The 25,171-nt window shown below is 60.2% G+C and carries 33 protein-coding genes; 4 read left to right on the top strand and 29 right to left on the bottom strand.

Translation table 11 applies throughout. The annotated features are described in order from the left end of the window. Positions 1-29 precede the first annotated feature (29 nt). Entirely contained in the window at positions 30-728 is a 699-nt protein-coding gene (tsaA, locus tag HU755_RS18955; RefSeq protein ID WP_186635382.1) for a tRNA (N6-threonylcarbamoyladenosine(37)-N6)-methyltransferase TrmO, read from the top strand. 173 nt (positions 729-901) lie between these two features. On the opposite strand, the gene fpr is transcribed toward tsaA, so the two are convergent. Then, on the bottom strand, positions 902-1,681 hold the full coding sequence (fpr, locus tag HU755_RS18950; protein WP_007908723.1) for a ferredoxin-NADP reductase: 780 nt from the start codon (positions 1,679-1,681) through the stop codon (positions 902-904). A gap of 132 nt (positions 1,682-1,813) precedes the next feature. Here fpr and HU755_RS18945 point away from each other — a divergent pair, with 132 nt between their 5' ends. Further along, the gene (locus HU755_RS18945) at positions 1,814-2,740 is read left to right on the top strand and encodes a LysR family transcriptional regulator (protein ID WP_186550313.1); all 927 of its coding nucleotides are present in this window, start codon (positions 1,814-1,816) and stop codon (positions 2,738-2,740) included. Here the strand turns inward: HU755_RS18945 and HU755_RS18940 are convergent. From HU755_RS18940 to HU755_RS18930, 3 genes are all read right to left on the bottom strand, one after another. After that, the gene (locus HU755_RS18940; protein WP_003222276.1) at positions 2,737-3,099 is read right to left on the bottom strand and encodes a diacylglycerol kinase; all 363 of its coding nucleotides are present in this window, start codon (positions 3,097-3,099) and stop codon (positions 2,737-2,739) included. The two genes, HU755_RS18945 and HU755_RS18940, sit on opposite strands and share 4 nt — an antisense overlap. 74 nt (positions 3,100-3,173) lie before the next feature. Continuing rightward, on the bottom strand, positions 3,174-3,824 hold the full coding sequence (erdR, locus tag HU755_RS18935; RefSeq protein WP_186635379.1) for a response regulator transcription factor ErdR: 651 nt from the start codon (positions 3,822-3,824) through the stop codon (positions 3,174-3,176). A 223-nt stretch (positions 3,825-4,047) separates the two neighbouring features. Then, positions 4,048-4,794: a tRNA-uridine aminocarboxypropyltransferase gene (locus tag HU755_RS18930; RefSeq protein WP_186620847.1), complete on the bottom strand. Its 747-nt coding sequence runs from the start codon at positions 4,792-4,794 to the stop codon at positions 4,048-4,050. Between the two features lie 190 nt (positions 4,795-4,984). Here HU755_RS18930 and HU755_RS18925 point away from each other — a divergent pair, with 190 nt between their 5' ends. Then, entirely contained in the window at positions 4,985-5,410 is a 426-nt protein-coding gene (locus HU755_RS18925) for a PA3611 family quorum-sensing-regulated virulence factor (protein ID WP_007908738.1), read from the top strand. Here the strand turns inward: HU755_RS18925 and HU755_RS18920 are convergent, their stop codons facing one another. Beyond that, the gene (locus HU755_RS18920; RefSeq protein ID WP_186550304.1) at positions 5,411-5,605 is read right to left on the bottom strand and encodes a hypothetical protein; all 195 of its coding nucleotides are present in this window, start codon (positions 5,603-5,605) and stop codon (positions 5,411-5,413) included. Between the two features lie 317 nt (positions 5,606-5,922). On the opposite strand from HU755_RS18920, the gene HU755_RS18915 reads away from it, so the two are divergent. Next, entirely contained in the window at positions 5,923-7,041 is a 1,119-nt protein-coding gene (locus tag HU755_RS18915; protein WP_186635376.1) for a TIGR00730 family Rossman fold protein, read from the top strand. Between the two features lie 57 nt (positions 7,042-7,098). Here HU755_RS18915 and recX read toward each other — a convergent pair whose 3' ends face one another. From recX to HU755_RS18795, 24 genes are all read right to left on the bottom strand, one after another. Then, entirely contained in the window at positions 7,099-7,566 is a 468-nt protein-coding gene (gene recX / locus HU755_RS18910) for a recombination regulator RecX (protein ID WP_186550300.1), read from the bottom strand. Positions 7,567-7,574: 8 nt separating this feature from the next. Then, positions 7,575-8,633, bottom strand: coding sequence for a recombinase RecA (gene recA, locus HU755_RS18905; RefSeq protein WP_186550298.1), 1,059 nt, complete (start codon positions 8,631-8,633; stop codon positions 7,575-7,577). A gap of 83 nt (positions 8,634-8,716) precedes the next feature. Then, a complete protein-coding gene (locus tag HU755_RS18900; RefSeq protein WP_186635372.1) occupies positions 8,717-9,217 on the bottom strand; it encodes a nicotinamide-nucleotide amidohydrolase family protein in 501 nt (166 codons plus the stop codon). A 68-nt stretch (positions 9,218-9,285) separates the two neighbouring features. Continuing rightward, on the bottom strand, positions 9,286-9,804 hold the full coding sequence (locus tag HU755_RS18895; protein WP_186635369.1) for a lysis system i-spanin subunit Rz: 519 nt from the start codon (positions 9,802-9,804) through the stop codon (positions 9,286-9,288). Continuing rightward, entirely contained in the window at positions 9,783-10,349 is a 567-nt protein-coding gene (locus HU755_RS18890) for a glycoside hydrolase family 19 protein (protein WP_186550292.1), read from the bottom strand. The genes HU755_RS18895 and HU755_RS18890 overlap by 22 nt, the downstream gene beginning before the upstream one ends. 35 nt (positions 10,350-10,384) lie before the next feature. Continuing rightward, on the bottom strand, positions 10,385-10,603 hold the full coding sequence (locus HU755_RS18885; RefSeq protein WP_186635366.1) for a hypothetical protein: 219 nt from the start codon (positions 10,601-10,603) through the stop codon (positions 10,385-10,387). 11 nt (positions 10,604-10,614) lie between these two features. Further along, positions 10,615-11,817: a carbohydrate-binding protein CenC gene (locus HU755_RS18880; protein ID WP_186635363.1), complete on the bottom strand. Its 1,203-nt coding sequence runs from the start codon at positions 11,815-11,817 to the stop codon at positions 10,615-10,617. A 52-nt stretch (positions 11,818-11,869) separates the two neighbouring features. Then, positions 11,870-12,310, bottom strand: a complete 441-nt coding sequence (locus HU755_RS18875) for a phage tail assembly chaperone (RefSeq protein WP_186635360.1) — start codon at positions 12,308-12,310, stop codon at positions 11,870-11,872. 2 nt (positions 12,311-12,312) lie between these two features. Next, complete coding sequence (locus HU755_RS18870; RefSeq protein WP_186635357.1) at positions 12,313-13,239, bottom strand: phage tail protein; 927 nt, start codon at positions 13,237-13,239, stop codon at positions 12,313-12,315. A 41-nt stretch (positions 13,240-13,280) separates the two neighbouring features. Next, positions 13,281-13,748, bottom strand: coding sequence for a phage tail assembly chaperone (locus HU755_RS18865; RefSeq protein WP_186635356.1), 468 nt, complete (start codon positions 13,746-13,748; stop codon positions 13,281-13,283). Next, entirely contained in the window at positions 13,748-14,674 is a 927-nt protein-coding gene (locus tag HU755_RS18860; protein WP_186635353.1) for a hypothetical protein, read from the bottom strand. Before HU755_RS18860 ends, HU755_RS18865 begins: the two co-directional genes overlap by 1 nt. 23 nt (positions 14,675-14,697) lie before the next feature. Then, positions 14,698-15,264: a tail fiber assembly protein gene (locus HU755_RS18855; protein WP_186635350.1), complete on the bottom strand. Its 567-nt coding sequence runs from the start codon at positions 15,262-15,264 to the stop codon at positions 14,698-14,700. Between the two features lie 7 nt (positions 15,265-15,271). Continuing rightward, positions 15,272-16,366, bottom strand: coding sequence for a phage tail protein (locus HU755_RS18850; RefSeq protein ID WP_186635347.1), 1,095 nt, complete (start codon positions 16,364-16,366; stop codon positions 15,272-15,274). A 57-nt stretch (positions 16,367-16,423) separates the two neighbouring features. Continuing rightward, positions 16,424-16,846, bottom strand: a complete 423-nt coding sequence (locus tag HU755_RS18845; protein ID WP_186635344.1) for a phage tail assembly chaperone — start codon at positions 16,844-16,846, stop codon at positions 16,424-16,426. A gap of 1 nt (position 16,847) precedes the next feature. Continuing rightward, positions 16,848-17,579, bottom strand: a complete 732-nt coding sequence (locus HU755_RS18840; protein ID WP_186635341.1) for a hypothetical protein — start codon at positions 17,577-17,579, stop codon at positions 16,848-16,850. Positions 17,580-17,593: 14 nt separating this feature from the next. After that, positions 17,594-18,193 (bottom strand): YmfQ family protein, encoded by a 600-nt coding sequence (locus HU755_RS18835; protein WP_186550269.1) that lies wholly within the window; start codon positions 18,191-18,193, stop codon positions 17,594-17,596. Beyond that, positions 18,181-19,227 (bottom strand): baseplate J/gp47 family protein, encoded by a 1,047-nt coding sequence (locus tag HU755_RS18830; protein WP_186635339.1) that lies wholly within the window; start codon positions 19,225-19,227, stop codon positions 18,181-18,183. Before HU755_RS18830 ends, HU755_RS18835 begins: the two co-directional genes overlap by 13 nt. Further along, positions 19,217-19,615, bottom strand: a complete 399-nt coding sequence (locus HU755_RS18825; protein WP_102355692.1) for a phage GP46 family protein — start codon at positions 19,613-19,615, stop codon at positions 19,217-19,219. The genes HU755_RS18830 and HU755_RS18825 overlap by 11 nt, the downstream gene beginning before the upstream one ends. Continuing rightward, positions 19,615-20,124, bottom strand: coding sequence for a phage baseplate assembly protein V (locus tag HU755_RS18820; protein WP_186635336.1), 510 nt, complete (start codon positions 20,122-20,124; stop codon positions 19,615-19,617). The genes HU755_RS18825 and HU755_RS18820 overlap by 1 nt, the downstream gene beginning before the upstream one ends. Before the next feature lie 160 nt (positions 20,125-20,284). Further along, entirely contained in the window at positions 20,285-21,334 is a 1,050-nt protein-coding gene (locus HU755_RS18815; protein ID WP_186635333.1) for a phage baseplate assembly protein, read from the bottom strand. A 3-nt stretch (positions 21,335-21,337) separates the two neighbouring features. Next, positions 21,338-22,576: a DNA circularization protein gene (locus tag HU755_RS18810; protein WP_186620880.1), complete on the bottom strand. Its 1,239-nt coding sequence runs from the start codon at positions 22,574-22,576 to the stop codon at positions 21,338-21,340. Continuing rightward, a complete protein-coding gene (locus tag HU755_RS18805) occupies positions 22,563-24,338 on the bottom strand; it encodes a phage tail protein (protein ID WP_186635329.1) in 1,776 nt (591 codons plus the stop codon). Before HU755_RS18805 ends, HU755_RS18810 begins: the two co-directional genes overlap by 14 nt. A 130-nt stretch (positions 24,339-24,468) precedes the next feature. Beyond that, positions 24,469-24,765 carry a phage tail assembly protein gene (locus HU755_RS18800; protein ID WP_007908778.1) on the bottom strand — a complete coding sequence of 99 codons (297 nt, stop codon included), beginning with the start codon at positions 24,763-24,765 and terminating at the stop codon, positions 24,469-24,471. Then, complete coding sequence (locus HU755_RS18795) at positions 24,762-25,109, bottom strand: phage tail tube protein (protein WP_007908779.1); 348 nt, start codon at positions 25,107-25,109, stop codon at positions 24,762-24,764. Before HU755_RS18795 ends, HU755_RS18800 begins: the two co-directional genes overlap by 4 nt. Between the last annotated feature and the right edge of the window lie 62 nt (positions 25,110-25,171).

Genomic DNA, 25,171 nt, shown 5'->3' with positions numbered 1-25,171 from the left:
CCAGCCCCACCCCGCGTCGATTCAAAACCATGACTTACAGCGTTTCCCCCATCGGCTTCGTGCGCTCCTGCTTCAAGGAGAAGTTCGCCATTCCCCGCCAGCCACAACTGGCCCCCGCCGCCCGTGGTGTGCTGGAACTGGTCGCACCGTTCGATCAGGGTGATGCCGTGCAGGGCCTGGAGCAGGTCAGTCATGTGTGGCTGTTGTTCCTGTTCCATCAGGCGCTGGAAGAAAAGCCACGCCTGAAAGTTCGCCCGCCGCGCCTGGGCGGCAACAAGTCGATGGGCGTGTTCGCTACTCGCGCCACCCATCGCCCTAACGGCATCGGCCAATCGGTGGTGAAACTGGACAAGGTCGAAGCCCATCGCCTGTTCATCTCCGGGATTGATCTGCTCGACGGCACGCCGATTCTCGACATCAAACCCTACGTGCCATATGCCGATATCATCCCGGGGGCGAGAAACGATATCGCCAGCGCCGCGCCGCAACTGATTGACGTGCAGTGGGCGGAGTCGGCGCTGCAACAGGCGCATACACATGCTCAGCGCCTCGATGAGCCGTTGATTGAGCTGATTGAACAGTGTCTGGCTCAGGATCCGCGTCCGGCCTATCAGACACCGGCACCGGAACGTGAATACGGTGCGCAATTCTGGGATCTGGACGTGCGCTGGCATTATCCGACACCGGAGCAGATTCGCGTGCTGGAAGTTATCCCGGTCTCGGCGTAAACCCCGGAAAACGAAAAAGCCCGCGCTGCCTTATCAGGCAACGCGGGCTTTTACTGGCACACCACAAACCCAACTGTGGGAGCGGCTTGCTCGCGAAAGCGGTGGATCAGACACATTGCAAATGACTGACACTACGCCTTCGCGAGCAAGCCCGCTCCCACAGGTATTGCGCGTTATTTTTCGACGAACGCACGCTCGATCAGGTAATCACCCGGCTCGCGCATCCGCGCCGAAATCTTCAGGCCGAAGCTGTCGAGCACTTCGCTGGTCTCGTCGAGCATGCTCGGGCTGCCGCAGATCATCGCGCGGTCGTCCTGCGGGTTGATCGGAGGCAGGCCGATGTCGCTGAACAGCTTGCCGCTGCGCATCAGGTCGGTCAGACGGCCCTGATTCTCGAACGGCTCGCGGGTCACGGTCGGGTAGTAGATCAGCTTGTCACGCAGCGCTTCGCCGAAGAACTCGTTCTGCGGCAGGTGCTCGGTGATGAATTCGCGGTAGGCGACTTCGTTGACGTAACGCACACCGTGAACCAGGATCACTTTTTCAAAGCGCTCGTAGGTTTCCGGATCCTGAATGACGCTCATGAACGGCGCCAGACCAGTGCCAGTACTCAGCAGGTACAAATGCTTGCCCGGGTTCAGGTCATCCAGCACCAAGGTGCCGGTAGGCTTTTTCGAGATGATGATCTCGTCGCCTTCCTTCAAGTGCTGCAGTTGCGAAGTCAGCGGACCGTCCTGCACCTTGATGCTGAAGAATTCCAGATGCTCTTCCCAGTTCGGGCTGGCGATCGAGTAAGCGCGCATAAGCGGGCGGCCGTTGGGCTGCTGCAGGCCGATCATCACGAACTGACCGTTCTCGAAGCGCAGGCCCGGATCGCGGGTGCACTTGAAGCTGAACAGAGTGTCGTTCCAGTGATGAACACTGAGGACACGCTCGTGGTTCATGTTGCTCATGTACGTTTGACTCCTGGAGATTGGTCTGCGCGGCTCGATGACGCTTAACGTGCGCAATTGCATCGCATTCTAATAGCGACGACAATATCTGTTAACTGGATTATTAAGATAAGGGTTATCGGTTATATCGATATGCGATTTACTCTCCGTCAACTGCAAGTCTTCGTCGCCGTCGCCCAGCAGGAAAGCGTATCCCGTGCTGCGGGTCTGCTCAACCTCTCGCAGTCGGCTGCCAGCACCTCGATCACCGAACTTGAGCGCCAGTCCAGCTGCCAGCTGTTCGACCGCGCCGGTAAACGGCTGAGCCTCAACGCCCTCGGCAAACAGCTGTTGCCGCAAGCGGTGGCTCTGCTCGATCAGGCCAAGGAGATCGAAGACCTGCTTAATGGCAAATCCGGTTTCGGCTCACTGTCGGTAGGCGCGACGCTGACCATCGGCAATTATCTGGCGACCCTGCTGATTGGCGGCTTCATGCAGCGCCACCCGGAAAGTCAGGTGAAACTGCATGTGCAGAACACAGCCAATATCGTGCAACAAGTCGCCCACTACGAAATTGACCTGGGTCTGATTGAAGGCGATTGCAGCCATCCAGACATTGAAGTGCAGAGCTGGGTCGAAGATGAGCTGGTGGTGTTCTGCGCGCCGCAGCATCCACTGGCCAAGCGCGGCAGCGCGAGCATGGAAGAGCTGACCCATGAGGCGTGGATTCTGCGCGAACAGGGTTCCGGCACGCGCCTGACCTTTGATCAGGCCATGCGCCACCATCGCAGCGCGTTAAACATCCGTCTGGAGCTGGAACACACCGAAGCGATCAAGCGCGCAGTGGAATCAGGCCTGGGGATTGGCTGCATCTCGCGCCTGGCGCTGCGCGATGCGTTTCGCCGCGGCAGCCTGGTGCCGGTGGAAACGCCGGATCTGGACCTCGCCCGGCAGTTTTACTTCATCTGGCATAAACAGAAATACCAGACCTCGGCCATGCGCGAGTTTCTCGATCTGTGCCGCGCTTTTACCGCCGGGGTGCAGCGCAGCGACGAGATTGTCCTGCCCAACATCGCTTAAAGCAGAATCACCGCCCACACCAGCGCGATCATGCTCAGCGCCACAAATTGCGCGGCGCTGCCCATGTCCTTGGCGTTTTTCGACAGTGGGTGCAGCTCCAGCGAAATGCGGTCGATGGCCGCTTCGACGGCCGAGTTCAGCAATTCGACGATCAGCGCCAGCAGACAGACCGCGATCAACAACGCCTGTTCGACACGGCTGACGTTCAGGAAGAACGTCAGCGGAATCAGCACGACATTGAGCAGTACCAATTGACGGAACGCCGCTTCGCCGGTGAAGGCTGCGCGCAGGCCGTCGAGCGAATAGCCAGACGCGTTGAGGATGCGTTTCAGGCCGGTCTGGCCCTTGAAAGGTGACATAACGTTGAGACCAACCAAAAAGGAGTGGGGAAGCTAGATCAACAAGAGTCAAAAAAGCGTGAAACCCGCAGCCATCACTGGCTCGGAATTGACTCAAGTTGTTGCAGCAGTAAAGCCGCTTGCGTACGGGTGCGTACATTCAATTTGCGAAAGATCGCCGTGACGTGGGCCTTGATGGTCGCTTCCGACACACTCAACTCATAGGCAATCTGCTTGTTCAGCAGGCCCTCGCAGACCATGGTCAACACGCGGAACTGCTGAGGTGTCAGGCTGGCGAGGCCATCGCTGGCGGCTTTGGCTTCATCGGAGACGCTGACCGCTTCAAATGCCTGCGGCGGCCAGAACACATCGCCATCGAGCACCTTGCGCACGGCGTCCTGGATCACGCTCAGGTCGCTGGACTTGGGAATGAAGCCACTGGCACCGAACTCGCGGGATTTGACCATCACCGACGCTTCTTCCTGGGCCGAGACCATCACCACCGGAATCTGCGGGTACTGACCGCGCAGCAGCACCAGCCCGGAAAACCCGTAGGCGCCGGGCATGTTCAGGTCCAGCAGGACCAGATCCCAGTCGGCCTTTTCGGTCAGGCGGGTCTCCAGTTCGGCGATGCTCGCCACTTCCACCAGACGGACTTGCGGGCCGAGGCCCAGCGTCAGTGCTTGATGCAGCGCGCTACGAAAAAGCGGGTGATCGTCGGCAATCAGGATGTCGTATGTGGCCATTTTTCAAATGATCCTGTTTTTTGATGGCAGACCCGGTGCATTCCGGTCTGGCCAAAGCAACTCGAGATGCCGCTTCAAGCGAGATCCACAGGGGCACGTTCAACGCCAATCAACAGCAAACACGGCGTTTCAAACCTTGGCCGCACCCTAATCGGCGCCAAGCATGCCCAGCGAAGCCGGGGTGGTCAAGCAGCAGGGCCGCTGCGGCTGACAGTATGGGCCACTATTGGGCCAACTCCGGCTGCGGCTTTCGTATATAGGGCAGCAACTCAGCGTGGGCCGGCGTCGATTCATTCATTTCCAGCTGCTGCTTGGCGCCGAGGTAATGCTGGCTGAACACGTCGAAATAGGCGTCCAGCGCTGAAGCGGCATCGCTGTCGCCGGCCAGTTCCAGGCACAACGCCGCGACTTCGGCGGTGCACAGATGTTCGCTGCGGGTCGAGCGGCGCAAGCGGTAACGTGACAGTTTGTCGGGCAGCAGGCTCAGAATCGGCAAGCGATCGAAATACGGACTCTTGCGGAAAATCTTCCGGGCTTCGGTCCAGGTAGCATCGAGCAGGATGAACAGCGGGCGCTTGCTGCTATCAAGGGCGACGCTGTTGGTCACGCGCGACGGCTCGACGTATTCGCCGGGAAACACCAGATAGGGCTGCCATTGCGGATCGTTGAGCAATGCCAGCATCCGCCGGTCAGGCTCGGTGCGAGACCAGATGAACGCGTGGTTATCGCGCACCACGTCGGCAATCAGCCAACCGGTATTACTCGGTTTGAACACTTCCTTGCCGGTCATGATCAGGCACACGCCGGAACGGGTCTCGACGCTGGGACGCCAGGCGCACAGGCAATGACTGATGATCACCCGGCAATCACGGCAACGCTCGGAGCGAAAGCCGCGGGCCTGAATCGGCTTGATGCCTTCATCCTCGCGCTGGTCGCGCAAACGGGCGACGGCGTTGGGGGCGTGATTCATTGCGGGCAACGCCGGCAGACAGGAAAACTCGACACGAACAACACTCGGCAGGGGCAGTAAAGCGCGGCAGTTTACCAGAGCAACGGGCACAAGCCTGTACCGTCCAGACCGGCTCCCCTATAATTCGCCGCCACTGAACGCACAGCCCCGTGGTTGGTCGAACCACCAGTCACCGAATCAGGAGAGTTTCATGCTGCGCCTTATCGTTCCCACCGCTGCCATTCTGCTGGCGTCATCCTTCACCGCTCAGGCTGCATCCCTGAGTGAGCAGAATCTGAACAGAGAGCTGCGCAACGTCGCCGCCCAAAGCAGCGTCGGCACGCCTCGGGCAATCAATGAAGACATTCTTGACCAGGGCTACACCGTCGAAGGCACTCAGTTGATCAACCACCTGAGCGTACAAAAGAGCCACGCCGACAAAATGCGTGCCGACCCGAAAGCGGTGTACTTCCAGCTCGGTGCCTCGGTCTGCAACAACCCGTCGTACCGCAAGCTGATGGCCAAGGGCGCGATCATGCGTTACGACTTCACCGAAGTGAAAACCAACAAAGCCATCGGGTCCGCCAGTTATCAGGAATCGGACTGCCCGAAAGCGGCCCCGGCGAAGAAGAAGTAATCAACGCGAATTGGCGCGCCGCTGTTCATCCTCGGCGCGCAACTCGGCCAGCAAGGCCTGTAGATAGTGCGAGCGACGCTCGCCACCGGCCAACCGTCGGCAGCACTCCTCTTCGAGACTGACCTGATTGGCCTCGGCTGATGCCTTCAACATTCGATACAGCTGTGTATCGATCTCCAGAATCACTTTGGCCATTTGGCCTGCCTCCGTGCCACCCGCAAATCCTTGAAGCAATCCTCGCTACCTGTCTGTCAGTAAATCAGAGGGTTGGCCGCGCGGTTTATGTTCGGACGAACGGTGGCGGCACTGGCCGTCATTCAAATGGCAGTTGCCAGCCGAGACGTTGCGGCGCAATGATCAACTCAGCGCAAATGCGCGCGAGGGTCTAGATTCAGAGTATTCCCGAACACTTGCAAACGGCAGAAAAGGAACTGCCGCCGATGCGTGTTTTTGCAGCGCGGCACTGACGTCGCTCGTCAGGGCCACCCGCTCTGTACAAAAGGAGACGTTGAATGCCTTACCAACCGAATGACCTCTTGAGCCGTCATTTTCAGGAAAACGGCCCCGACCTCGTCAGCCAGGTCGAAGAACAACTCAAGCGCGTTTCACCCGACAGCCCCAACCTGCCCATTTACCGCGACATGATCCTGACCGTGCTGCGCATGGCCCAGGAAGATCACAACCGCTGGAACGCCAAGATCACTTTGCAAGCCCTGCGCGAACTGGAACAAGCGTTTCGGGTATTGGAACAATTCAAGGGGCGACGCAAAGTCACCGTGTTCGGCTCGGCGCGCACGCCGGTGGAGCATCCGCTGTACGCCATGGCGCGCGAACTCGGCGCAGCCTTGACGCGCGCCGACATGATGGTCATCACCGGTGCCGGGGGCGGCATCATGGCTGCCGCGCACGAAGGAGCCGGACGCGATCACAGCCTGGGGTTCAATATCACCCTGCCCTTCGAGCAACATGCCAACCCCACCGTGGACGGCACCGATAACCTGCTGCCTTTCCACTTCTTCTTCACGCGCAAGCTGTTCTTCGTCAAGGAGGCTGATGCCCTGGTGCTGTGCCCGGGCGGTTTTGGCACGCTGGATGAAGCGCTGGAAGTGCTGACCCTGATCCAGACCGGGAAAAGTCCACTGGTGCCGGTGGTCCTGCTGGATGCGCCGGGCGGCACGTTCTGGCAAGGCGCGATGGATTTCATCCGGAATCAGCTGGAGAACAACCGCTACATTCTGCCGACCGACATGAAGCTGATGCGCCTGGTCTACACCGTTGAGGAAGCGGTCGAACAGATCAATCAGTTCTACAGCAACTTCCACTCCAGCCGCTGGCTCAAACGGCAGTTCGTGATTCGCATGAACCATAAGCTCAGCGATCAGGCACTGGCGCAGATGCAGGACGAATTCGCGGATCTGTGTTTGAGCGATCAGTTTCATCAACACGCCTACAACGGTGAAGAACACGACGAAGCGCAATTCAGCCACCTGGCGCGCCTGGCGTTTGCCTTCAATGGCCGCACGCACGGGCGTCTGCGTGAATTGGTCGATTACATCAACCTGCCGGAAAACTGGGCCGATTCCAAACCGCCCACAGCACAACGCTCGCGCGAACCTTCCAGCGTGATTTAAAAGCAAAAAAAAACGGCCCGCTATTTTTCAATAGCGGGCCGTTTTCATTGAATCGGGTTAATCGTCCATCCCTCTACCGCTGAACAAGCGGTTGATCATCTCCATCGAGAACCCCCGATACGCAAGAAAACGGCCTTGTTTGGCTCGTTCCTTCGCATCAATGGGCAAATGCCCGGAGAACTTGCGCTGCCACGTATCCTGAAGCTGCGCCTGCCAGTCGATACCGCTTTCGCGCAGAGCGAGTTCGATATCGGCGCGTTGCAAACCGCGCTGACTCAGTTCCTCGCGAATTCGCAGAGGGCCATAGCCAGAGCGGGCACGGTAGGAGACAAAACTTTCAAGGTATCGGGCTTCGCTAAGCAGTCCCTCTTCCGTCAGACGGTCGAGGGCTGTTTCGATCAGTTCCGCCTCAGCGCCACGCTGACGCAACTTGCGCGTCAGCTCGACTCGACCGTGCTCGCGACGTGCGAGCAGGTCCATGGCGGTTCGCCGCACCGCGACGAGGGTATCGAGTACAAGTGTCATTCAACGACTCAAACGTCGACATCGGCCTCGGCCATATTATCGACCTTGTCCCGGGAGGCCAAAGCCTTGACATCTGCCACTGGTGCCAGCAGCTTGTCACGCAGTTGCTTCTCGAGCTTGGCGGCGACTTCCGGATTGTCAGCCAGGAACTTGGCCGAGTTGGCCTTGCCCTGACCGATCTTGGTGCCTTCGTAGGCATACCAGGCGCCGGACTTCTCGACGAAACCGTGCAGCACGCCTAGGTCGATCATCTCGCCATTGAGGTAGATGCCCTTGCCGTAAAGAATCTGGAACTCGGCCTGACGGAACGGCGAAGCGACCTTGTTCTTCACAACCTTGACGCGGGTTTCGCTGCCGACCACTTCGTCGCCTTCTTTCACCGCGCCGGTACGGCGGATATCGAGACGAACCGAGGCGTAGAACTTCAGCGCGTTACCACCGGTGGTGGTTTCCGGGCTGCCGAACATCACGCCGATCTTCATGCGGATCTGGTTAATGAAGATCACCAGGCAGTTGGCGTTCTTGATGTTACCGGTGATTTTACGCAGCGCCTGAGACATCAGACGGGCTTGCAGGCCGACGTGCATGTCGCCCATTTCACCTTCGATTTCAGCCTTCGGCACCAGTGCTGCCACGGAGTCGACGATGATCACGTCAACGGCGTTGGAACGCACCAGCATGTCGGTGATTTCCAGCGCCTGTTCGCCGGTGTCCGGCTGGGACACCAGCAGGTCGTCGACGTTGACGCCCAGTTTGCCGGCGTACTCAGGATCGAGGGCGTGTTCGGCGTCGACGAATGCGCAGGTCGCGCCGGCTTTTTGCGCCTGGGCGATCACCGACAGCGTCAGTGTGGTTTTACCGGAAGATTCAGGACCGTAGATTTCAACAATACGGCCTTTTGGCAGACCGCCGATGCCGAGTGCAATGTCCAGACCCAGAGAGCCAGTGGAGATGGATGGGATCGCCTGACGGTCCTGATCGCCCATACGCATTACGGCACCCTTGCCGAATTGACGTTCGATCTGACCCAGGGCCGCAGCCAAGGCTTTCTTCTTGTTGTCGTCCATTAAAGTCCTCACGTAATCAATAAGGCCTGACGGCCAACACCTGTATAAGTAGCCAGTATTATTCCACAGCGTTCGCGGATCGCCTACCCCTGATTTTCGATTTCTCGTGCCGCTAGTCGCACAAGCCCCTCTAGCGCGGCCTTCACCGTTTGTCGGCGGACTTCATCGCGATTGCCGGCAAAGTGACGCGCCTCACTGCAAATCGCCTCGCCGACACCCCAGGCCAGCCACACCGTACCGACCGGTTTGTTCGGTGTGCCGCCGTCAGGGCCGGCGATACCGCTGACCGCCACGGCAAACCGCGCCAGGCTTTTATCCTGAGCGCCGCGCGCCATGGCTTCGACCACCTCGCGGCTGACCGCCCCCACCGTTTCGAACAACTCACCGGGCACATTCAGTTGCTGGGTTTTCTGCCGGTTCGAATAGGTGACATACCCTGCCTCGAACCACGCCGAACTGCCCGCAACCCGAGTGATCGCTTCGGCGATGCCGCCGCCGGTACACGACTCGGCGGTGGTCACGTGGGCATTGAGCACTTGCAGGTGTCGGCCAAGCTCGGCGGCCAGTTGGGTGATCTCTTTCACGGCGCACTCCGGATCGTGTGGAATGCGTATCACCGTACACGAGCCGCTCGCGCTTTCAATACACAAGATCATTCAAGATGTTCGGGCTGCAACGCTCTGACATAAGCCTGACAAGCCTGCAAGGCAATCAATGCGCGGTCACCGGTGTCGGTGATGGCGATAATTCGTTGAGCATGCGCCGGGTCAAGTCGGGCGCGTACGGTTGCATGATCCACGCCGCCGGCGCCGGTGGCGGCAGGCACGTTGCAGCCTTGGGCAACGTCGCCGGCGTCGAGAAGGACTGACAGCCGGACATCAGCAGTGGCAAGGCGATCGCGCAGGCGATCCTGATCACGTTGGGCATCGCTCAGCGCTCGGTAATGGGTTTGTTCACTGGCCGCGAGCCGTTGCTCCAGGGCCAGCCGTTTAGCCTGCTCGGCCTGTTGTGCGCTCGCAGCGGCCTGCGTCAGTTGATTGAGCGTTTCGGCGTTTAGCCGGGCCTGCTCGGCCAACTGGCGGCCGTAGCGCCAGTCCTGAAACTGCCACGCGGCTGCGAACGCCCCGGCAGCCAGCAGCAACAGGCCAATCACCCGCCAGGAGCCGGACATAGCACCGCCCTCGCCCGCGCCCAGATATCCAGACGATCCTGCAAGCCGTTCAACCCACCGTTGATCCGGCGCGTAATGGTGTTGAACTGATCGGCGTCGGCCAGTTCATTCAAACCTTTCTGTGCCCAGAACCATGCGGCGGATTCGGCGGCCCACTGCGGCTGCTCGAGCAACTCAGGCAATGACAGCAGTCTTTCGTCGCCAAACAGCCCAAGGCTGCACTGGCGATAATTGGCGCGACCGGTGATTTGAATCAGCCCGCGCCCCCGATACTTTTGCCCGTCGCCGTCCGCCTCGGGCGTATTGCCCAGACGCAGCGCCAGGGTGCCAGTGTCGTATTTGCTCAGGTACTGGTTGTTGCCCAGCTCCCGCACGTAACGCAATTGACCGGACTCGTGACCGACCTGTGCCAAGAACGCAGCAACACGTTTCGGCGTGTCGATACGATGCCGGGCCATGGCGGAGTTGAGAGCCGAAACAAAAACGCCCGCTTGGGAGCGGGCGTTGGGCATGATGTCGATCAGGTGTTTTTCAGTGATTTGCATATGCTTGATCCTCCCTGGATAGTGCCCCGATTGAATCATGGCTGGCGGCTGATGCGTGTCAGCCATTTATTTGCCAGAGTTTTCGCGGTGCTCTGCTCCACAGTTTCTCCAAGGGCTCCCTGCGGTGACTGGACTTGGCCGCCCGATAGAAGCCAATCCTGATATTCCAGCCAGTCGCGATTGGTCGGATCAGCTGGAATGAATGCTGAATCGTCCGTGCGCAGCACGCCACAAGCGGTCAGTTGATAAGTCATAAACGTTTTTCCTAGATTTCTGCGTCTGCTGTCCATTCGACTTGCAACGTCTGGCCTGGAGCACTCCCTACGGGCGTGACAGTTGCAAATGAGATGCTGCGATCCGTTACACCTTGCAATGTAGTGCCAGTACACGCTTTGCTGATCGTTTGATTCCAGACTTGATTGCTGCTGTCGGCCGGGCAATAAGCGGTGACGGTGGGCTGAACCCTTTTCTGCACGAGAAAACCGATAGTCATACCGTATTGGCCCATGTTGCCGGACGGTACTTGGGTGAACGTCGAAATGCAGGTATTGGTTCCGTTGTTCGCCTTGACCGGTATTCCGCTCGCAAACGACTTTTCGTAATAGCGCTGACACAGCATCAGTTCTTCGGCGAGAGGCCGAGCTTCGAAAGGCGTGGACACGGGCCCCTCCTCCAGTTGCACAAGGGTCAGATCAACCGTCTGCAAAACATTCAAAGGCAGATCGAACGACAATGTCAGGCAATCGCTGGCCCCTTGCATCTTTCCAGCGATGACAGGCACTTGGAACGTTGCTGTGTGTCGGCTCCACGTCGTATTGAGTTGAAAGACATCTACTACCTTCATAACAGCTGCCGATCCCCCCGCACCGAATTGTTGGGTGATGGCGACCTGCACCGGCCGCGCTGCATCGGATCGCGCCCAAAACGTCACCGTCGCAGTCTTTCCCGCAAGTGTTCTGACCGATTCGATATTTTGTGAAATCCTGTGAACCGTTGCGCCTGCGCCTGCCGTTGTTTGTTGCCAGCGCATGAAGCAGGCAGGTTCGCCAGGAACCTCCCCTTGTCCAAGAGCAAAACTCTGGCGGGTAATGCTCACCCCGGCGTTACCGTTCCAGTCGCAACGAAACCGGTCGGCGACATAACCACCGATATTGGGCGCCTGATTGCTCGCCCCACGTTGCCAGATTCTGAAATCGCCATTGATCAGCAGATTCCTGCGGTACACCTGAACCGGAAACTGCTGCAACGGATCGGGTCTGGACAATTGCCGGATCGCTTGAGCCAGTTGATCAGTCTGCTGTTCGTCCGGGGTCAATCCCGCTGCGGTAATTGCGCTGAGTATTTCCTGAGTGACACTGTTGCCCCAGCTCGCTGGAATCAACGAACCGGGTGTACCGGCGATGGCATCCTCGTCAACGAACTTGCCATTGACCAGGCCAGAGCCGGGAATACTTTTTGGATAATCCACGTGAGTTTTTCCTTGATGATTCTCTATGCGCAGCACTTGCTTGATACAAAGCTCAGCCGATTGCCCCAAGCAAACCTTCCAGCCAATCGGGCTCGACTGGCCGCGAGCGCGCGTCTGGAAACTCCGGGTGATCAGGCCAGTCTCGCAGTGCCTGCCGATACGCCAGCAACTGTTGGAACTCTTCTGCACGCAGAGTCGTACCGGCGCCGACTTCCAGCTCTTCGGCGTCGCGAAACACCAGCCATTGGCTGTTTTGCAGTACTTGGTTGCGCCATGCGCGCTCGACGCTGGCAAGTGAAATCGAAGATACGAGCGGATCGCTCAGCACAGGCTGGCCCGAGGGGCTGGCGCTGATGACTTTGCCGGCGGCCTGTCCGGCGAATAGTTCTGCGTATTGCGCCTGGGTGATTTCCACTGCGCCTTCAGGGTGTTCGGAAAGTGGATTTTCCACCCGATCAAAGCCGAGGCTCTGGGCATAAAAGTAAATCGTCATGGTCAGTACCCCCAAACCAGAATGCGGCCCGAAATGCCCGCCGACGGTTTTATACCGCTGGGATCAATGTTCCTGACCCGTGCCACAGCCACTGTTGTTGTCGATGCGCCGAGATCGAGCGCCCATACCGTCGCATTGCTCGCCGACCAACCTGCCGGATTGGCCTCGTTGGCGATGCCCCCCAGGATCGCGACCGGAAACCTCAAGGGCAGCGACAGCGACATGTTGCCGGAGGCGTCGGACGCGCCTACCACCCATTGCAGGATCAAACCACTGGGCAGTTTTTGATACCCCGGTGAGTCGATCCGAGCGGCAAAAGAGGATGAGTGCTTCAGCGCAGCAGTGCCATAAACCACCCACACCCGACCCTCTTTGACGAGGTTCGCGCTTTCACCGCTGCCCATCACTATTGAGGCCAGATAGGCACCCTGCGGACTGATCTGCGTACCGGTTTTACTCGCCACCGTGACCGGTGCGCTGTTGCGACAATGCAGGCTGATCGTTGCGCCGTTCGGCACCGCACCGTCATCGGCATCCGGAAGCGTCACGGTATAGGGCGCATTGCCGCCCAGACCGATCGAGCAACCGATATCCGCCAAGGTCAACTGGGTGGCGCTCAAGATGCTTCGCGTATTGGCGTAATTACCCAGCGCTCTTTGCACAAACTCGGTGGTGGCAGCCGACCGGCCGCTATTGAACTGCGCAGCGGTCGTGAACAACTGCGAACCACGCAGCGCCGCCAGCAGCTGATTGTTCGAGGCTTCATTCGGCGCCATTCCCGCTGCCTGAACCACGCTGAGAATTTCTTGCGTAACACCGTTGCCCCATGCCGCCGGGATCAAAGATCCCGGTGTTCCGGCTACAGGATCTTCATCGACAAACTGGCCATTGACCAGCCCGACACTGGGAACACTCTTGGGGTAGTCCAATGTTCATCTCCCTGAACGAAAAATACATTCTTGACGTAAGCTCAGCCCGTCACGCTGGCGAGCCAAAACGGTGCCGTCGGACGGGAATCTGCTGCGGGGAAAAGTGCCGAGTCAGGCCAGTCGCGCAACGCCTGTCGATACTCGAGCAGTTCCAGGTATTGCGTGGGCTTGAGCGACGTACCGCGTCCCAGATCCTGTTCATCACGATGGCGGGTGACCAGCCATTCGGTCGCGGCGAGAGACGCTTCGCGCCAGATACGCGCGGCCGTTACAGGTCCTTCTTCTGAGTCAAATGGCGCCCGGATAATCTCCCGGCTCTGCTGTGCTGGCGGTGGTTCTGCAACTGTCGCAAACGCGCTGATCGGCGCGCCGACCTCGACCTCCTGGCCATCCGGCACCCGCACCATCGCCTCGACGAAAGACGGCGCAAACAGCTGACCGATCTCGTACTCCCCAGTGTCGATCCGCTCGACCACCACGCCGTTCTCGACCCGTGCATAAATGGTCATTATTCGTACTCCCAAATTTCACAGAAGGCGTTGCCGCCGACACCGCTGAGAACGGCAGCCGAAGCGTTGGTTGAACAGGAGCCGCTGCCGCCGGAGCCGCGTCCGCCGGCGATGCCAGGTCCGTTTACACCCACTCGGGTACCGCCACCGTCGTACGGGCTGGCACCGCCCGCACCGGAGAGGACGCCCCAGTTGGCGTTGCACATGGCATACTCGCCGGGCACGCCCCGAGCATTGGCAAGCGTTCCGCCAGTGACAGCTTGTCCTCCGGCACCGCCCTGGACGAAACCAACCGTTGTGGCTGTTACCGCCAAAGTGAGAACCTGCCCGCCGCCACCGCCCGCAGCGCTCATGTAGGTACCGAACGAAGCACCTCCGCCAGCCAGCCCCATCACGTTACTCGCAGCACCGCCGCCGCCGAGGGTGACGGGCACGCCTGCAAGTATTTCCGCAGTCACGTCATACAGGCTTTGTGCGAAGGCTCCAGAGCCTCCGCCGCCGCCCATGCCTTGGTAGCCCGCGGCAATGGGCGAACACCCACCACCGCTTCCCCCCGCACCGACCAGCCGCACAAGGATCCGCTTGGCTTTGGGGTTTGGCTTGTAAAGCGTAATCCCGACCTTCTCGAACTGCCTGACCGCCAGCAGCCGTCCCACCGCATCAGTGATGCCGTAGCCAGCCAACGTCGTCGGGGTGTTTTTCAGTTTGGTGAAATCGACCAGCGCACCGATTGCGGTCGCCAGTTGGTCGGTCCTGGCCTCATCAGGCGTCAACCCGGCGGCCTTGATCGCGTTGAGAATTTCCTGCGTGACGCTGTTGCCCCACGCAGCGGGAATCAACGAACCCGGCGTTCCGACGACGGGGTTTTCATCGACGAAGCCGCCGTTGACCAGCCCCACACCGGGGATACTTTTTGGATAATCCATGTGCACCGCTCCTGGTTATGCAATCACGCGGCAACAGTGGCGCCAGGCACCACCGGCCAAGTGACTGTCTGGGGAAAACCGCTTTGCTTTTCGATACGGTTCAGCTCGACGCTGTAGAGTTTCCACTCGATCAGCAGCAGCTGTTCGTCATGGCTGGCGTCGCCGATGTCTTCGGCGTATTGCAGCGGCGCGATGCGCAGAACAGCGTCGCGCAGCAATGCGTCGCGTGCGTTCAGGACACGGTTTCTGGCATCCGCTAACCGGGCCTGCTCATCAGGCTGCCAGGCGTTGTCGCGCCATAGGTGAAACTCACCGGGCCAGGGCTGTGCCGTCAGCGTGTCAGGCAACTCGCCCAGCTCAGTCCAGACCTGTTGAGCTCCGCCATCCTTGCGATAGACCAGACCGCGACGGTCAACCACTTCGCGCGGGATGCCGTTGATCAACGCCCAGCTGCGACCAGCTTCCGGTTCCGGCAATTCGTACGTCAGTTCAACCGCGTTGGCGGGGAGCTGAATGCCTATTCCGGGCGTGACGGGAAACTCGACCGGCCCGGACAGGGCACCCGAGCCATCGAATAGATAATTGAACATAAGAGCCTCAGATGAGTTTGATGCGACCGGGATAGGCGATGTTGCGCGGACGGGATTTGAACGTGTAGAGCAGCGTGGCGCCGGGATCCATTTGATAGTTGGTTCCAGCCGGAAAGGTCGGTCCGCCATTGACGAGCCCGGAAACGTGTTGAGCTTCTTCGCGGGTGTCGGCACCGAAGCCGATCAAGCTGTCCGACCAACGCGAGCCCACTGCCCCGCCGCCATTCGCGCCCAAGGCAAAGGAGTGCGTCGAGCCGGGCTGAAAAGTACCCATCACACGACCCGAGTCCACACCACGGCCTTCGTCGAGAACCCGCAGGAATTCACCTCGACCTTCGGGGCCACGAAACGTCGTCGCCCCGTCACCGGTGGTCCATTTCCCCTCGGTTCCCGGGCGTAAAGCTTCCGATCCGAGCATTCCCGATTGCTGAGCGTGGTCCCACAGCCACGGCCATTCCGCACGCTTCATGACAGCGCCATTCAAGGCGCCGTATCCGCCCGGACTGAGCATGATGGTCGTCTCAAAAAATGGCCGGCCCAACGGTGTATTGTCGTAACGCCCCACGGGCCACCAACTGCCGGCACCATCGCTGCGCAAATGCCACCAGTCGCCGCCACCCATCAATACGAAAAACCCATAACCATTGGGCGATAGATGGGTATGGAAACGGACCCGGTCGGTTCCAGATGCCTGGATCACCATGCGATTGCCGCTGTTGTCCACCCGCCGAACAATGACATCGCGTACGCCGAGGGCGGCGTTTGCTGGCGGCAGCGTCAAGGTGACGGCACCGGGGCTGCCGTCGATCAATGCGAGCCCGAGTTCCTGTTCGGTCAGCGTTTTCGAAGCCGCCAGCCGGGTGATGACCGAACGCATCGGGCTTGCGTTGCCGACAATCGATTGAATGGCTTTGAACAACTGGCCCGTATCTGACTCGGAAGCCACCAGCCCACCGCCGCTGATCACACTCAGGATCTCCTGAGTCACGCTGTTGCCCCACACTGCCGGAATCAACGAGCCCGGCGTACCCGCCACCGGATTTTCATCGACGAAACGGCCGTCGACCAGGCCGATGCTGGGGACGCTTTTTGGGTAATCCATCGCTAGTTCTCCTTTAGCTGAAACATTGATGAGCGATGCCGACAACGCAGCATCCGGTCACTCGGCAGTCATCCAGGCTGGCTTCTTCGGTCGAGATCGTTTGGCAGGAAATTTCTTCGCTTGGGGCCACTTACGCAGCGCCTGCAGGTAGGTCAATAGCGAAAGATATTCGGCGTCGGACAGAGTGGCGGTCTTCATCAGTTCTACTTCGTCGCGGTGGCGATCACGCAACCAGACAACCCGGTTGAATTCTTGTTCGCGCCAGACCTTGGCTTGGATCGCTGACTGCTCATCTGCCGGTGCCAACTCCACCAGGATCGGCAGACCTTGATCGTCATGGGATCGCTCAGTACCCGCTACGGGGTTGGCGATCACCGACTCATAACGCGCCTCGTCAATTTCAACGGCGTCGTCCGGGAGACGTGTGTGATAACCCGACAAATAGGTATTGCCGGTGGTGCGGCTATAGAAACGCGTCATTTCAATTCCCCACACCCAAGACCGTGACATAACCGGTGCCACCGGAATTACTCAACACTTGAACCTGGCTCGGATCAAAGTAGGTCACCAAGGGGGGAGTGGTGATATCGAAAAAGGGCGCGTTCCCGCTGTGCGAGTAACTTGCCCATGTAGCGGCACACTGGGTCTTGAAAGCCACTGGCCAAGGTTGGGCCGCATAGGCTTTATCAGCAGCGATGTTGATCACGACCCACTGAATCATGAAGCCCCCCAGCCAGCTCGGAAAAGCGATATAGCCGTTCGCGCCAATGCTGTAGGAAATACCAGATCGAAGCTTTTTCGGTGTGACGATGGTGGTGTCATCCGTCCCCGCGTTGATCTGGGTTTGAGTGGCGACCCGCGCCCAGCCAAAAACCGTTTCAGTGGCTTGACCGATTTTCTTTTCTATCGCTTGAAAAACCCGCTGCGGCGTCATCAGACGACTGTTGCTTGTACCCGCCTCTGCTTCATCCTTACTTGCCAAAGAATCACTTTTGCTCTTCTCGACAATCGCCGAAATAGCCGCTCTGAGCTGCGTGCTGTCGTTTTCGTCAGGCGCTAATCCGGCAGCGGTGATCGCGTTGATAATTTCATCAGTTACATTGTTTCCCCACCGCGCCGGAATCAACGACCCCGGCGTCCCCATCAACGGGTTCTCGTCCACAAACTTGCCATTCACCAGCCCGGCGCTGGGCACACTCTTCGGATAATCCATCCTGTCAGTCCTCCCTAGTCATAATTGATGTGCACCTTGGTATGCGCCGGTGCACTGCGATGGATCAGGCACTCGAGCGCCGAGCCGGGATTGACGCCGAAGCGCTCGCCCCAATAGCTCGCGCCGTAACGCCGGCCGAGCAGCAAGCGGCCGCCGGTGTTGAGCGTCCACATGAACTGCGCTTCCCAGGTGCCCCAGTGCGCCGAGCCAAACCGTGCGCGGCCCATGCGCGGGGCTTCGTGTTCGGTGATGCTGGCGTTGGGGTAGCCCTGGCTTTTGGCGATGTCGAGGTAGTAACCGACGGCCTGACTGCCGACTGCGAGCAAGCGTCGGCGCACGGCGAGGCGGCGATCATCGAACAGCGGCGTCGCACCGAGGCACGGGTCGGGCAGCTCCATGACGCGTTCCCAGTCCGGCACCAGTTCGCTGACGCCGGCCGGGTCCATTTCGTTGAGCAGGTCGGCGGCACGAGCGTCGAGACGCGCCAGTTCGACGGCGACGCCTTGCAGCACTTCTTCCAGTTCTGGCACGCGTTCCGGGTCCCACGCCGGGCCGCTGGGCAGCAAGGCGCGCAACTGCGCCTGATATTGCGCGGCGGTTCTTATGCCCCCCATACGCAGCCTCCAAAGGTGAGCAACTCGCTTTTTCCGGCCGGCACGTCAGCGGCCGGTGCGGTGAGGCTGTGATCGTATTCGCCACCGGCGCTGCTGATCGCTTCGCGGATATGGCTGATCAGCAGCGGCACCCCGAGGTCGGCCTCGCGGTTGTGCAGGTCGCGCAGCTGCGCTTCGACGGCGGCGCGCACAGCGGTGGTGTCCGGGTTGACGCTTTTAAAGCGATAAACCACCGGCACCTGGATTGGCCGCTGCACATGCACCTCAGCGGTGACGGGGCGCAACGGTTCGAGGTAGTCCTGAACCTCGGCCAGTTGCTCATCGTTCGGTACCGGTTGCGGATCGTCGTCGCGCATGATGAATACCGTCACCGTACCCGGACCGAGCAAGCCGCCACGGCACCAGGCGCGGGTTACGCCCGGCACTTCAAGCGCCCAGGTCTCGTAATCGCTGGCCGCGCCGCCATGTGGAATCACGCGGTAGGAACGGATGACCCGCGAGCGCAGCGACTCCAGGCTTTCGCGCGCCACGCCACCACTCAGACCTGGCGCAAGCACCACGAAACTGCTGCCGACGATGCCGGCAATCGGTTGCACCGGCGTCAGCGTCAGACCGGCGTCGGCGTTGCCCAGGCTGCCAGCCTCCAGCGCAGCGATGGTGGTGCTGTTACTGCCGTTGACCGTGGTGCGCGCGGTGGTCACTTTGTAAGTACGGCCATCGTTCGATTGCAGCAAGGTGTCGACGTCCAGCACCGCGCCGGGTGTGGCAGTGAAGCTGACGCTGCCGGTGGCCACTTGCGCGGGTTTGCGCGGCTGATTCAAGCGCAGCGCGGCGATGCGTTCCAGGGTCGACTCATCGGCCTTGTCCGGCAGAATCTGCTCGGCAATCCAGTCGAGATAACCGTACAGGCCATAAGCCGCGCCGCCGAGGGTACGGGCGAGCACTTGCGCATCGGACTGGCGCAGCGAATCGCCGGCCAGGTCGCTTTGGGTGCGCTTGATCAGCACCGGCAGCGAAGGGGTTTCAAACGGCATAGATCACCTGCCAACTGTTATCGGGGTTGATGTCCAGGCGTTCGCCATCGGCCAGGGTCAGGACCGTGCGCAGGTTCAGGCGCTGAGCGTCGAGGCGTTCGCTGATGATGTCGATGGCGCTGCAATGGCCGTCGTCGATCAGCCACTGCAAGGCTTCGCGGGCGTAGAACTCGGCGTCCATTTGCGTCTGTCGGGTCAGCTTGACCCGGCGCAACAGCCACAGCCGCGAGCCGATACGATCGTCGGCGACCGTGGGAAAGGTGTCGCCCCACCAGCCGAAACGCTCCTCGTCATCGAGGGCATCGTCATCGGCGGCGCGGCGCCAGGTGAACAGACTGATGAGTACGGCGCGGGTCAGCGCGGCGTGAAGGTTTTGGCTGATGAACATCACTGGCCTCCGGCCGGCGCGCCGGTCTGGCCGTTGCCAGCCTGTACGCCGACGTGCACGTGTTTGATCTGGCTGATACCGCCAGCGAGTTGGTCGCCCGTGGAAACTATCTTGCCGGTCTGGTTGATGACCGGCGTGTCGAAGTTCACCGCACTGCTGGCGCGGATGTTCAGCGTGGCGGTTTCGATGTCGATGATTCGCCCGCGCTTGAAGTGAATCTTGTCGCCCTCGTCGGTGTAGATCGCCACTTCGCCAGCGGCGAGTGCTCGCAGGCGATAACGGCGGTCGGCAATGACCAGGGCGATGGCGTGGGAACGGTCGCCGCCGATGAAGGTGACGACCCCTTCGGCGCCTGCCAGCGGATGGCTGGTGAAACCGTAGGGTTCGAAGTGTTCGAGGTCGTCGTTCACTTCGCCAGCGGTGAGGCGCATTTGCAGCGATTGCAGTTTCGAAGCCGAGTTGGCGAGCACGACAGTGCCGCGCGCCAGCAGGCGTGTCAGTAGGCTCATGGGGATTCCTTGAAAAAGTGGGCCCGGGCCCGAATGCGATCAATGTGGGAGCGAGCCTGCTCGCGAAGGCAGTGGGTCAGGCGCTGTGATGTTGAGGCTGCCGAAGCTTTCGCGAGCAGGCTCGCTCCCACAGGGCCGGTGGTGTCAGGCGGATTCGGTGTCAGGTTTGGGATTGCTTCGGTGGCATTGGATTGGCATCGAAGGTATGCGGCGGTGCCACTTGCAGCGTGGTCACCGAACCCTGCGCCGACAACGAATAGGTGACTTTGGAAATCAACATGTCGCCATCGAAACCGAGCACCGGATCCTTTACCCGCACCAGGGTGTTGTGACGCCACAAGTCCCCGTTGCTCTGACGCCAGCCCTGCACCTGGTACGTGGTGGTCTGCGCCCGGCCCATCCGCGTGGCGCTTTCCCACTGGGCACGCTGCTGCGCCAACTCAAAGGTCAGTTGCGTGCCTTCATTGATCACCGTGGTGCGCCGGCGTTTGAAGCTCAGATCCGCCGCCGTCGATTCGACTTCACTGGCCGCCGCGCCGCTCTTGGCATCGGAGCCCTTCTGCTGGCCGATCACCCGGTACTCGGAAAACACCTGGCTGAAGTCCATCGGCGCATTGGCCGACAAAATGTTCTTGCCCAGCTCCAGCGCATCGCTGGCGCGGCCGCCACTGCCGGGTTTGGCCAGCACCAGCTGGCCTAGCGCGTCATCGGTGGAAAACACCCGCAACAGCGAGAGCAGGCGATCGATCGATTGGAACACCGTTTCACCGGGCACGATGGTGTGTTTGGTCAGCCGCGAGGTCTCGGAAATTTCATTGACCACCGTCAGTCCATATTCCCTGGCCAGATCCTGGACGATGCTCAGCAACGGCTGCTGCTGCCATTGACTGGGCAGGTTGCGGGCTGCGCAATCAACCAGGTCCTGAGTCTTGGAACTGCCTTCGATGGTCAGGCTGATCTGCCGCCCGTCATAGCGGATCGGTGCCTTGAACACGTAGCCGGTGAGCAGCAGGTCCTTGCCGATTTTCACTTCGCACGGGTCGCCGGGCCTGATCGGTTTGTCCACCGTCTGCCCCGGCCATTGCCAAGTGATGTCGAGCTTGAAGGTACGGAACTGACGCTCCAGATCGGCGCTGATCTCGACGCTTTTCCAGCCGCCGTATTCCATGCCGTTGACCGTCAGCGTGACCTGATTATCGCTCTCGTTCATGGCTCACTCCCTGGACACCTTGACGTCGCTTTGCGGCAGGTACAACGGATTGGTCGCGCCGTTGCGCTGAATGACTTCGGTCACTCGCGTGGCATCACCAAACTGTTTGTAGGCAATCACCAGCGCCGGCAGGCTTTCCTGAAACGATTTGCTGACCAGTCGCACGCCGGAAGACGCCACGGCCTTGAGGTGCGCAACCAAGGCATCCTGCACATCGCTGATGGCTTGATAGTGAGCGGGATCGGCCTTGTTCTTCGCCCGTTGCAGCGCCTCGACCAAATCCTTTTGCAGCGCCTGCAAATCGTCCGTGGCCGGGACTTCCTGGCGGGTGACTTGCTGATGGGCCTGCTGATTGACTGTGGGCGTCGACGGCAGTTTCAGCGGACGGGTGGCCACCGGCATCGACGCAACCCACTGCGCCACTTTGACAATCAGCGTGTCCTGCACCAGATCGGCCATGGCCTGCGCCGCAGCGTTGGTGTCCTTGCCGGTGGTGATCTTCGGTGCATCGGCCTTGCGAATCGCTTCGAGTTGTTGCGACACGTCGGCAATCACGCCACGGTAGCCTTCCCTGGCGAACGCTTTCAGCTCCTGGATATCGCCGAGCAAGCCCTTGAACTCCGCCGCCACTTCCTTGGGCAGCTCTTTCACGGCTTTGACCAGTTCGGTGATTTGCCGGTACTGCTCGATCAGCGGTTTGAGCTGTTCCTTGATCACCTCATAGACGCCGGTGAGACTGTTGCGCAGGTTGGTGATGCCGATCCGCGCCGCTTTGATCAACGTCATCGCCTGCTCGAAACGCGCCACCGCCGAACCCAACAGGGTGTCAGCCTTGATCAGCAAGACTTTCTGCGTGCTGACCGTGGCGGTCGGAAACGGCAGCGGCTGGTCGGGATAAAACTTCAAGGCAAACGTCACCAACCCGCCGTCCTCGCGGGTGTGGGTCATGTCGCATTCGCCGACCTTGACTTGCAGACGGCCAAGCCACGGATGCACCAGTTCACCACTGCCCGCCTCCAGCGCCTTGAGCAACTTGTCGCGTTGCTCCAGGCAATCAGGGCCGATGATGAACGCCGTCAGATCGTGGGTCCTGGCCTGCTGGCCGAGGTCCTCGAAAAACGGCAGGTCGCGTTGCGGGTATTCATGCAACTGACCTTTGCGACCGACCGGGGTTTTCGCCTGATCGATCCAGAAACCGACGCCGCGAAAGGACGCCGGCAACAAACGGTCACGCCAGTTCATTGGAACCTCCTGCCGACAGCGAGCGATAGCCTATGCGCGACGACAGCGCCAGGCCCGGTTGATTGGTTTGTGGGGGATCGGTGCGCAACCCGGCCGGCGCATTTTCGAAGCGTACGGTCAGGCCGCCTTCGAGCTGCGTGCGGTTGTTGATTGCGCTTTGTTGAATGAGGGCACCTGAGGTTTGCGGTAACGAGCCACTTTGCAAAGTGCCATTACCGGCAGACGTCGGGCTGGCGCCGAAGAACGCCGGCGCGAGTTCTCCCTTGCCTTCGGCGTTGGTCTGGCGTTGCGCTTGGGTCAGCGTTTCAACCTTGCCGGTGACCTTGGCGATCAAGCCGGCAAAGCCGCCCTCGAACAACTCTTTGATCGGCGCGATGACGGTTTGCAGCTTTTGCCATAGCTCGCCAAACCACTCGGTGATCGGTCCCCAGTTCTTGACGATCTGCCCCAACGGCGTCGATTCGAACATGGTGTGCAGAAAATCCAGAACCGGCGCGGCCATGGCTTGCACCACGCCCCACAGTGCCGAAAACACCTCGCCAATTGGCTGCCAGTACAGCGCGATCTGTTCCAGCGGCGACCATTCGAACAGGCCCTGAAAGAAGCTTTTGATCCGCTGTGCCGAGGCTTGCAGCGCAGCCCAGAGCGGTTCGAAAAAAGTCACGATGCTGCCCCAGTTGTTGACGACCATCCCCAACGGGGAAAAGTCGAACAACGTGCGGAAAAAGTCTTTGATGACCTGCGCGGCCGGTTGCAACGCGGCCCAGATCGACGCGAAGAATCCGCTGATTGCGCCCCAGTTGCTGATGATCATGCCCAGCGGCGTCCAGTCGAACAAACCTTTGAGGAACGCCATTACCGGCACACTCAAGGCCTTGAGCAGTTCCCAGATTGCCGAGAACAGGCCGGTCAGCGGCGCCCAGTTTTCCATGATCATGCCAGCAGGCGACCACGAGAAAACCGACTTGAAGAAGTCGATCACCGGCGCCGTCACGGCCTTGACCTTGTCCCAGATCCCCGAGAAAAACCCCGTGACCGGTTCCCACAGCGCCGCCAGTGCCGCCAGCGGTCGCCAATCGAGTATCGAGCGCAACGTCGCCATCGCACTCGCACCGGCATTTTTCACGCCCTCCCACAGCCCGGTGAAGAACGCGCTGATGGGTGTCCAGTTGGCCACGATCAAACCGGCCGCCACGGCAATGCCCATGGCGATCAGCATGATCGGGTTGGTCTTGAGCACCATGCTCATCACGTCAAACACTTGCGTGGCGCCCGTCACTGCGGTTTGCATCGCCGAGAAGGCAATGGCCCCGGCCGCCAGGCCTTCGACCAGTTTCGGATTGTCGGCAAGCAAGCCGCCGACCTGGGTCAGCACCGGCTCAAGCCCGACCACCAACGCCCCCACCGCTGGCACCAGCGCGGCGTCGACTGCCGCCGAGACCTTCTGCATCGACGCACTGAACACGTTCATGTTCTGCGTGGCTGCCGTTGGCGCGGCGGGCAGGTCGACGGTCTTCGCCGTCTCGCTGACCTCGGTCAATTTGCCCTGGAACGCGGCCGCTGACTTGACGCCGTCGACAAACGGCGTGATCACGCTGCCGCCCTTGAACAGACCGCTGATGTCCAGCTTGCCGAGGCCGGTCTGCTCGAGGTTTTTCTTGAAGCTCTCGACCTTTACTCGCAGGGCGCCGAGTTTGGGCGACAGTTCATCGATGCCCGTGATCAGCACCGGCGTTTTCACTTTGCTTTCTTCGTCTGCCATCACTGCACCTGCTGCATCGCATTGATCCGTTGCGCGTGCTCCAGCGATTCGCGGAGCACATCCAGTGGCCTGGCCATCATCTGTTCGGGGTCAACCTTCCAGAACCAGGCCAGGTCATAGGCGACTGCGATCAGGTCGGTGATGGCGCCGACGCCGCACTCATGAAAAAACTCGCAACGGCCCAGCTCAGCGCGTTGAGGTCAGCCAGGTCCAGTTGGTTGACCGACGACGGCGGAATGCCGGCGCACACGGCGATGTATTTGGCCGCCACGTCCATGTCGAGGCTGACTTCTTCGCTCTTGTCGATCTTGTACGGCAGCGCCTTGATCGCTCGCACTTCCTGCACCGTCGGACGGCGCAGGACGAGTTCGGTCAAAGGCTCGCCGTGAGCTTCGATCGCAACCTGAAGCTTCACGGCGCCGCTCATTGCCAGGTCCCCTTGATGCCTTCGAATTTCAGCTCGATGGTGGCGTCATCGCCTTTGGAGACTGGCTCTTCAACCAGGTACGCACCGGCCAGCACGTAGACTTTGCCGTTGCTGAATTCGCAGGTGACGGTGATGTCGGTGCCTTCGATCAGCTTCTTCAGCGGGAAGTCGGCGGTGTGCAGCGCAGTCACTTTGAACGACGGCGCAATGTCGGTTTCCTTGTAGAAGCCGGGCACGACGGTTTCGCGTTTGACCGCCATCAGCGGGGCTTCGCAGCCGCCATTGATGGTCAGTTGCGCGCCGTCGACCTTGACGTAGCAGGTGCCTGCAATCAGTTGACCCATGGTGTTTCTCCCTTCAAATAAAAAGCCCACGCGAGGTGGGCTGAATGCTTAACGCCAGAGGC

This window comes from Pseudomonas sp. SWRI111, from assembly GCF_014268555.1.
In the GTDB taxonomy this organism is placed as follows: Bacteria; Pseudomonadota; Gammaproteobacteria; order Pseudomonadales; family Pseudomonadaceae; genus Aquipseudomonas; species Aquipseudomonas hamedanensis.
This window is presented reverse-complemented; position numbering and strand designations above follow the sequence as displayed.

Excerpts from the sequence above, each read along its gene's own strand:
- tsaA (WP_186635382.1), top strand. The coding sequence starts at position 30 with ATGACTTACAGCGTTTCCCCCATCGGCTTCGTGCGCTCCTGCTTCAAG.
- fpr (WP_007908723.1), bottom strand. The coding sequence starts at position 1,681 with ATGAGCAACATGAACCACGAGCGTGTCCTCAGTGTTCATCACTGGAAC.
- HU755_RS18945 (WP_186550313.1), top strand. The coding sequence starts at position 1,814 with ATGCGATTTACTCTCCGTCAACTGCAAGTCTTCGTCGCCGTCGCCCAG.
- HU755_RS18940 (WP_003222276.1), bottom strand. The coding sequence starts at position 3,099 with ATGTCACCTTTCAAGGGCCAGACCGGCCTGAAACGCATCCTCAACGCG.
- erdR (WP_186635379.1), bottom strand. The coding sequence starts at position 3,824 with ATGGCCACATACGACATCCTGATTGCCGACGATCACCCGCTTTTTCGT.
- HU755_RS18930 (WP_186620847.1), bottom strand. The coding sequence starts at position 4,794 with ATGAATCACGCCCCCAACGCCGTCGCCCGTTTGCGCGACCAGCGCGAG.
- HU755_RS18925 (WP_007908738.1), top strand. The coding sequence starts at position 4,985 with ATGCTGCGCCTTATCGTTCCCACCGCTGCCATTCTGCTGGCGTCATCC.
- HU755_RS18920 (WP_186550304.1), bottom strand. The coding sequence starts at position 5,605 with ATGGCCAAAGTGATTCTGGAGATCGATACACAGCTGTATCGAATGTTG.
- HU755_RS18915 (WP_186635376.1), top strand. The coding sequence starts at position 5,923 with ATGCCTTACCAACCGAATGACCTCTTGAGCCGTCATTTTCAGGAAAAC.
- recX (WP_186550300.1), bottom strand. The coding sequence starts at position 7,566 with ATGACACTTGTACTCGATACCCTCGTCGCGGTGCGGCGAACCGCCATG.
- recA (WP_186550298.1), bottom strand. The coding sequence starts at position 8,633 with ATGGACGACAACAAGAAGAAAGCCTTGGCTGCGGCCCTGGGTCAGATC.
- HU755_RS18895 (WP_186635369.1), bottom strand. The coding sequence starts at position 9,804 with ATGTCCGGCTCCTGGCGGGTGATTGGCCTGTTGCTGCTGGCTGCCGGG.
- HU755_RS18890 (WP_186550292.1), bottom strand. The coding sequence starts at position 10,349 with ATGCAAATCACTGAAAAACACCTGATCGACATCATGCCCAACGCCCGC.
- HU755_RS18885 (WP_186635366.1), bottom strand. The coding sequence starts at position 10,603 with ATGACTTATCAACTGACCGCTTGTGGCGTGCTGCGCACGGACGATTCA.
- HU755_RS18875 (WP_186635360.1), bottom strand. The coding sequence starts at position 12,310 with ATGACGATTTACTTTTATGCCCAGAGCCTCGGCTTTGATCGGGTGGAA.
- HU755_RS18865 (WP_186635356.1), bottom strand. The coding sequence starts at position 13,748 with ATGACCATTTATGCACGGGTCGAGAACGGCGTGGTGGTCGAGCGGATC.
- HU755_RS18860 (WP_186635353.1), bottom strand. The coding sequence starts at position 14,674 with ATGGATTATCCAAAAAGTATCCCCGGTGTGGGGCTGGTCAACGGCGGC.
- HU755_RS18855 (WP_186635350.1), bottom strand. The coding sequence starts at position 15,264 with ATGTTCAATTATCTATTCGATGGCTCGGGTGCCCTGTCCGGGCCGGTC.
- HU755_RS18850 (WP_186635347.1), bottom strand. The coding sequence starts at position 16,366 with ATGGATTACCCAAAAAGCGTCCCCAGCATCGGCCTGGTCGACGGCCGT.
- HU755_RS18845 (WP_186635344.1), bottom strand. The coding sequence starts at position 16,846 with ATGACGCGTTTCTATAGCCGCACCACCGGCAATACCTATTTGTCGGGT.
- HU755_RS18840 (WP_186635341.1), bottom strand. The coding sequence starts at position 17,579 with ATGGATTATCCGAAGAGTGTGCCCAGCGCCGGGCTGGTGAATGGCAAG.
- HU755_RS18835 (WP_186550269.1), bottom strand. The coding sequence starts at position 18,193 with ATGGGGGGCATAAGAACCGCCGCGCAATATCAGGCGCAGTTGCGCGCC.
- HU755_RS18830 (WP_186635339.1), bottom strand. The coding sequence starts at position 19,227 with ATGCCGTTTGAAACCCCTTCGCTGCCGGTGCTGATCAAGCGCACCCAA.
- HU755_RS18825 (WP_102355692.1), bottom strand. The coding sequence starts at position 19,615 with ATGTTCATCAGCCAAAACCTTCACGCCGCGCTGACCCGCGCCGTACTC.
- HU755_RS18820 (WP_186635336.1), bottom strand. The coding sequence starts at position 20,124 with ATGAGCCTACTGACACGCCTGCTGGCGCGCGGCACTGTCGTGCTCGCC.
- HU755_RS18815 (WP_186635333.1), bottom strand. The coding sequence starts at position 21,334 with ATGAACGAGAGCGATAATCAGGTCACGCTGACGGTCAACGGCATGGAA.
- HU755_RS18810 (WP_186620880.1), bottom strand. The coding sequence starts at position 22,576 with ATGAACTGGCGTGACCGTTTGTTGCCGGCGTCCTTTCGCGGCGTCGGT.
- HU755_RS18805 (WP_186635329.1), bottom strand. The coding sequence starts at position 24,338 with ATGGCAGACGAAGAAAGCAAAGTGAAAACGCCGGTGCTGATCACGGGC.
- HU755_RS18800 (WP_007908778.1), bottom strand. The coding sequence starts at position 24,765 with ATGAGCGGCGCCGTGAAGCTTCAGGTTGCGATCGAAGCTCACGGCGAG.
- HU755_RS18795 (WP_007908779.1), bottom strand. The coding sequence starts at position 25,109 with ATGGGTCAACTGATTGCAGGCACCTGCTACGTCAAGGTCGACGGCGCG.